Here is a 5,241-nt window from a genome sequence, read left to right as displayed (position 1 = left end):
TGCCGCACCAGCCACCCCACGCGACCTCACCGGGCCCGCGCCCGTCGCAGCACCCGCCCGTGCCCGGCCCGCACCCGCCCGCCGGCCCCGAATTCGGCCAGCAGGCGGCGCCCGGCGGGCCGCCGACGCCCGGCGGGCCGCCCGCCGCCCCGCCCAGCGGCTCCGCGCGGATGCGGCAGGTCGCCGACGAACTGGACCAGCTCGACGAACTCCTGCGCAAGCGGGACGGCGAGCGGTGAACGGGCGCCGGGTAGCCGGGCGTTACGAACTGACCGAGCCCCTCGGCAAGGGCGCCATGGGGCAGGTGTGGGGCGGCCACGACCTCAGCCTCGGCGGGCGGCCGGTGGCCGTGAAGCTGATGCACTCGGGGCGGGTCGCGTCGCTCTCCGGGCTCGGCAGCCAGGCCGACCTCCAGGAGCTGCGGGACCGCTTCCAGCGCGAGTGCCGGGTCACCGCGCAGCTCGACCACCCCGGCCTGGTCACCGTGTTCGACGCCGGCGAGGACGGCGAGGAGCTGTACCTGGTGATGCAGCGGGTGGAGGGCGGCGACCTCAGTGACCACCTCGCCGAGCACCACCCCTATCCGGTGGACTGGGCGGTCGCCGTCGCGGCCCAGCTGTGCTCGGCGCTCGCCGAGGTGCACGCCGTGCGGATCGTGCACCGCGACCTCAAGCCGGGCAACATCCGCATCCGCCCCGACGGCCGGGTGGTCATCCTCGACCTCGGCATCGCGGCGGTCACCGACGTCTCCGACGGCACCCGGCTGACCCGTACCGGCGCCATGGTCGGCACACCGGTCTACATGGCGCCCGAGCAGGCGATGGGCGACACCCCGGTGGGGCCGGCCGCCGACCTGTACGCGCTGGGCGTGCTGCTGTACGAACTCCTCACCGGGCGGGCGCCGTTCGAGGCGCCGGAGGCGACGGGTCTGCTCTACAAGAAGCTGCACGAACCGCCGGTGCCGATCGGCCGGCTGAGACCCGACGCGCCCCCGGCGCTGGCCGCGCTCGTCGGCCGCCTGCTGGACCGGGACCCGGCGGCCAGACCCGCCGACGCGCACGAGGTGCACGCCGCGCTCGCGCCCTACCTGCCCCGGCCCGGCACGCCGTCCCCCGGCCTGCCGATGGACCCGGGGCGGCCGTTCCGCACCCCGCTCGCGCCGTGGCCGGACCGGCCCGCCCGGCCGGCCAGGCCGGTGTCGCCGCCCCGGGGCCCGGTGGCGTCCTCCGGGCACGGTTCCATGCCCGGGTTCGGGCCGCCGCCCGCGATGACCCCGGCCGAGGACCTGTCCCGCACCCTCACGCAGGTCCGCGCGCTGCTGTCGGCGGGCCACTACACCCAGGTCGCCGACCTGCTGGGCCGGGCGCTTCCGGCCGCCGTCGCCGAACACGGGGAGGGCTCGCCGATCGTCCGCACCCTGCGCAAGCAGTACGCGGCGACCCTCGTCGACACCGGCCAGTACGCCCGGGCGCTGCCGGAGATCGCGCGGCTGATCCAGGAACTCACCGCCGAACGCGGCCCCTACGACCCGGCCGTCCAGCAACTCCGCCAGGACGAGGCCCTGTGCATGCAGCGCCTCGGCGCCTACTGAGCCCCGCCGCAACCGCCGCCCCGCCGCCCGACGCCCCGCCCGCCGTCAGCGGCCGGTCGAGCGCAGGGCGCGGGCGACGCGGCGGGCCACCGGGTTGCGGCGCAGCACCGCCACCCGGCCGGGGGCCAGGCCGCCGGGCAGGCCGAGCGCGGTGAGCCGCCGCTGGCGTACGTAGCGGCGCCGCTCCTCGGGGTGGGCGGCCAGCCAGACGGCGGCCCCGGCCCGCAGCACCGGATACGTCCTGGCCTGCATGCAGTAGCCCACGGCGTGCACCAGCGCGGTGAGCCGCGCCGGGTCGGGCTCGGGCAGCGCGCCCGACGGCCGGTCGGCGAGGTCGGGCACCAGGTGGTCGACGAGCACGACCGGCATCCGGTTGCTGTTCTCGTACGGCGTCAGCCGCTCCAGCAGCAGTTCGGTGCCGACCCGGGCGACCGGCACGCCGTAGCAGGTCGCGGCCGTGAACATGGCGGTGGAGAAGCAGCCCACCACCAGCTTCGGCCGCCACCGCTCGAACAGCGTCTCGGCGAGGACCCGCGCGGTGAGCACGTGCAGGGCGACGCCCGCCTCGGCGGCGGCCTTCTCCAACGACTCGGAGTAGCGGCGCGGCGCGGTGGGGTGCGGCTTGAAGGCGACGACGCGGTGGCCGGCGTCGATCGCGCCGCGCAGCATGCGCAGGTACAGCTCCTCCTCCTCGTCGGCGGTGAGGATGTCCAGCGCCGCCAGGTACTGGCCGAGCAGGACGGCGGTGGGCGGCTCGTCGTCCGCGCGGCGCAGCCCGGCGTCCGGCACGGTCGCGTCCGCCACCTCCGAGAGGACCGCCAGGAACGCCTCGGTGGGCACGATCTCCTGCCGCGGGCCGTTCTCCGAGTTCTCCGACAGCAGCAGCGGTTCGAGCCCGGGGACCAGGTCCAGGCGCAGCACACGCCGCACCCGGTGCTGGAAGGAGACCGGCAGCCGGGTGCGGGTGGGCCCGTAGCACATCAGCCCGTCCGCGTAGACGTGCAGCGGGCTGGTGCCGAACAGGGTGGCCAGGGCGCGGGCCGGGCTGCCCTGGACGGACTCGACGACCAGTTCGACGGGCGCGTCCCCGATCCCCCAGGCGGCGCGCAGCAGCCGCTCCCACACCGGCGCGTCGCGCTCGGCGGGCGTCCAGCCCTTGGGGTGGTAGGGGTGGATGGTCTCGTTCCAGTCGACCGTCTCGTCGAAACGGGCCCGCAGTCGCTCGAAGCCGTCCATGGTGGTGAGCGGTTCGGTGGTCTCGGGGACGGCCGCGTTGTTGCAGACGAGCAGGACGCGGCGGGCCTCCTCACGGGGGCCGAACCGGCCGGCGTCCAGCGCCGCGGCGAGGGTGGCCGCGCCGAAGAGGGTGGAGACCTGGAAGATCTGAGTCGTCGTGGGCAAGGTCAGGCAGCCTTCCGGGCCCGCAGGCGCCGGAGCGTCCTGCTGCGTTCGTCGTCCATCGTGTCGAGGGTCTGGTCGAGCACGTCCCGCGGCATGCGGCGCAGCGCGGCGGCGCACATGCGGCGCAGCCGCCTGCCGTCGGCCGGGCTGTACTCGCGCACGGTCTGCATGTGGTAGGCGATCATCGCGCAGTACGTCCGCACGAGTTTCGGCAGGAACCTGTCGCCTTCCGGGTCGTCCCGGAGGGCGGCGAGCACCCGGTCGTGGGCGGGCAGGAAGTCCAGCTGCCGCTCGCTGCGGATCTGGGTCAGCGAGTCGGTGACACCGCGCCGGTAGAACACCCCGGTGAGGCCGACGGACGCACAGGTCTCGGTGTTCAGGTGCAGCAGCCAGGTCCAGGTGCGGTCCTCGCAGGTCCGCAACGCGGTGTCGAAGCGGGTGCGGCCGTCGTCGAACAGCTCGCGCCGGCACACCACCGACCAGGCGTTGGGGTAGTCGACCAGGGTCGACAGATGCGCGGGGGCGATCAGGTCACGCGGTCGCAGCACGGTGTCCCGCAGCGGCACCGGCGCCCGCCGCACGGTCCGCTCGGCCCCGTTGACCTGCACGTGGTCCACCCGCACGAAGTCGCAGCGCAGCCGTTCGACGACCCGCACCAGCTCCGGCAGGTAGGCGCGGGCGTACCAGTCGTCGCCGTCGAGGAAGGTGACGTGCTCGCCCTCGGCCGCGTCGATGCCGGTGTTGCGGGCCTGCGAGATGCCCTGGTTGGTGGTGTGTCTGAGCAGTCTGCTGTTCGGCAGCTCCCGTTGGGCCCGTTCCAGCACGTCCGACGTGCCGTCCGTGGAGCAGTCGTCGACGAGCAGGAACTCGATCGACGGGTCCGCGTTGTCGGCCAGGCTCCGCAGGGTGTCCGCGGCGTACGGACGCACGTTGTAGAACGGGACCACAACGGAGAGTTTGGGTGCCATGAGGTTTCCAAGGGGTGGATTGAGAGTGAGCCCGCGGGGCGGACGGCCGCCCGCTCCCGCACGCTAGGACCTGCGTCGAGGCGGCCGGTGGCGTCGGGCCGTCACCGAGGTGAACGCTGGGCGATGCACGGCTGAACACGGCCCGGGAGGCAGCCCGCGGTTCACTGAACTCACTCCGTACACACGCGTGTTGGGTCCACGGGCGGGGGTTGTCAGCCCAGCCAGCGGCGCAGCCGGAGGCGACCCCACAGCAGGCTCGCGGCGTAGGACAGCACCACCGTCGCGGTCAGCGAGCCGACCAGCAGCAGCCCGGCGGCCGCCGCCCCGAGGTCCGGCCGGACCAGCGGCCGGACCAGTTCCTCCACCACCAGCACGTGCACCATGTAGGCGCCCAGCGCCGCGCCCGCCAGCTTCGCCAGCCGGGGCCGCCACCGCTCCGGCACCCGGGCGCGGCTGACGAACAGCAGGACGCAGCCCGTCATCAGCGCCACGAACAGATGGGCGTTGGCGATCACGTAGTGGACCTGCGTGTTGTACCAGAGGCAGGCGGCCCAGGTCACCAGGAACCCGGGCACCAGCAGCCATCGGTACCGGTGCGGCACCCCGCGCGGCAGCGCGAAGAGCAGGGCCCCCAGCACCGCGTACACCAGCGAGTACGTGCCGAAGCCCCACTTGACCGGCGGGGTCTCCCAGCCGGTCAGCTCACCGACGGTCGCCACCACCGAGGGCGCCACCGCCACCGCCAGCAGCGCCGCGCCCAGCCCCCACGGCCGTTTCCCCGCCCGCACCAGCAGGGCGAACGCCAGGACCGCGATGAGCGGCAGATAGGTGTACATGAACCACAGGTGGTAGGCCGGTCTGACCGACCCGAAAGCGGAGGCCACCGCGAGGTCCGCCATCGGCTCCTCGTTGCGGCCGCGCAGCCACGCCCACGCCAGGTACAGCACCGTCCACACCAGCAGCGGCAGCCCGTTGCGGGTGACCCGCCGCCACGCCGTGGGGCCGTCCTTCGGCGGGGCGCCGACGAGCACCGCCCAGCCGGCCAGCGCGAAGTACATCGGCACGGCGAACTCGTTCGCGGAGTCCGCGAGGTGGCCCACCCAGTAGGCACCGGAGCCGTTCGCCTCCTGCCGGTCGACGGCGTGCACGAACGTCGCGCCGACGTGGCCGAGCATGACCGCGCAGGAGCAGACGAGCCGCATCACGTCGACGTCCGCGCGGTGCTCCCGTCTGCCGGCACCCGGGCCACCGCCCTCGGCGGGGGCGGGGTGCTCGGTGGCC

The 5,241-nt window shown here is 74.6% G+C and carries 4 protein-coding genes and 1 pseudogene; 2 read left to right on the top strand and 3 right to left on the bottom strand.

Features of this window, described 5'->3' with window-relative positions; all coding sequences use genetic code 11:
- Both GL263_RS20930 and GL263_RS20925 read left to right on the top strand, forming a co-directional pair.
- Positions 1–239 (top strand): annotated as a pseudogene (locus GL263_RS20930) (hypothetical protein); the annotation flags it as partial.
- Positions 236–1,591, top strand: a complete 1,356-nt coding sequence (locus GL263_RS20925) for a serine/threonine-protein kinase (protein ID WP_182857279.1) — start codon at positions 236–238, stop codon at positions 1,589–1,591. The pseudogene GL263_RS20930 and the gene GL263_RS20925, both read left to right, overlap by 4 nt.
- Before the next feature lie 45 nt (positions 1,592–1,636).
- Here GL263_RS20925 and GL263_RS20920 read toward each other — a convergent pair whose 3' ends face one another.
- The 3 genes from GL263_RS20920 to GL263_RS20910 all read right to left on the bottom strand — a co-directional run.
- Positions 1,637–2,992 (bottom strand): polysialyltransferase family glycosyltransferase, encoded by a 1,356-nt coding sequence (locus tag GL263_RS20920; RefSeq protein WP_182857278.1) that lies wholly within the window; start codon positions 2,990–2,992, stop codon positions 1,637–1,639.
- A gap of 2 nt (positions 2,993–2,994) precedes the next feature.
- Positions 2,995–3,960: a glycosyltransferase family 2 protein gene (locus GL263_RS20915; protein WP_182857277.1), complete on the bottom strand. Its 966-nt coding sequence runs from the start codon at positions 3,958–3,960 to the stop codon at positions 2,995–2,997.
- Between the two features lie 212 nt (positions 3,961–4,172).
- Positions 4,173–5,241: acyltransferase family protein (locus GL263_RS20910; protein ID WP_182857276.1), on the bottom strand; the 1,069-nt coding region annotated here is incomplete at its 5' end.

The organism is Streptomyces durbertensis, from assembly GCF_014156695.1.
Lineage (GTDB): Bacteria > Actinomycetota > Actinomycetes > Streptomycetales > Streptomycetaceae > Streptomyces > Streptomyces durbertensis.
The sequence above is the reverse complement of the archived record's forward strand: the minus strand, read 5'-3'. Positions and strand labels throughout refer to the sequence as shown.

Coding starts and splice junctions, on each gene's coding strand:
- GL263_RS20915 (WP_182857277.1), bottom strand. CDS start 3,960: ATGGCACCCAAACTCTCCGTTGTGGTCCCGTTCTACAACGTGCGTCCG.